Here is a 684-nt window from a genome sequence, read left to right on the forward strand (position 1 = left end):
GCATGGACGCCGGCTGGTGGGATCAACGCCCGCACCATCGAGCCACCTTGGGTGATCTTCCATTCGGCCAGCAAGACCGCGCCCCAGGGATCGCCACGCCACTCGCCGCTGAGCTGCACCCCGGTTAGGCGGGTCAGGCACTCGCGCAGCCAGATGTTGTCGTTGCGCCCGTCCTCGCCGCGCAGCAGCCGCGACGGCACTTCCAGCCAGACGCTGTTGTCCACTTCGGCGGGGACGCGGGCAGCATCGAGCGCCGAGGCCAGCTCCCATATTGCCGAGACCATAGCCGGGGTCAGCGGCTTGTCGGATCGGAGCGCAACGGCGCTGCTGGGCACGGTGATTTCTCTCATAAATGGAGGGTATATTTGAGTCTACTCCATTACAAGTTCTCACTTTTACCCTCCGGCGCCTCCATTCATACCCTCCGGCGCCTCCATTCATACCCTCCGGCGCCTCCATTCATACCCTCCGGCGCCTCCATTTTTACCCTCCGGCGCCTCCATTTTTAGACTTCTAGTGTCAGTGTCGGGTGTCGCTGGAGCGTAGCGACACGCGACACGCGACACCCGACACTGCGGCGAAACTGGCGGCTTGCGCCGCGCGCCTCCGAGACTTGCCAGGCCTTGGATCGGCGCTGCGCCTCAGGGGCGGTGCAGACGGCAAGGGCAATTCCCCACCTGCCAC

Annotated in this window: 1 protein-coding gene; it reads right to left on the bottom strand. The window is 64.6% G+C overall.

Annotated elements, in window-relative coordinates; genetic code table 11:
* Nucleotides 1-350 (bottom strand): hypothetical protein (locus CK240_RS17715; RefSeq protein WP_135058945.1); only part of this gene is annotated, 350 nt, incomplete at its 3' end.
* Nucleotides 351-684 lie beyond the last annotated feature (334 nt).

The sequence above is a fragment of the Paracoccus salipaludis genome, assembly GCF_002287065.1.
Lineage (GTDB): Bacteria > Pseudomonadota > Alphaproteobacteria > Rhodobacterales > Rhodobacteraceae > Paracoccus > Paracoccus salipaludis.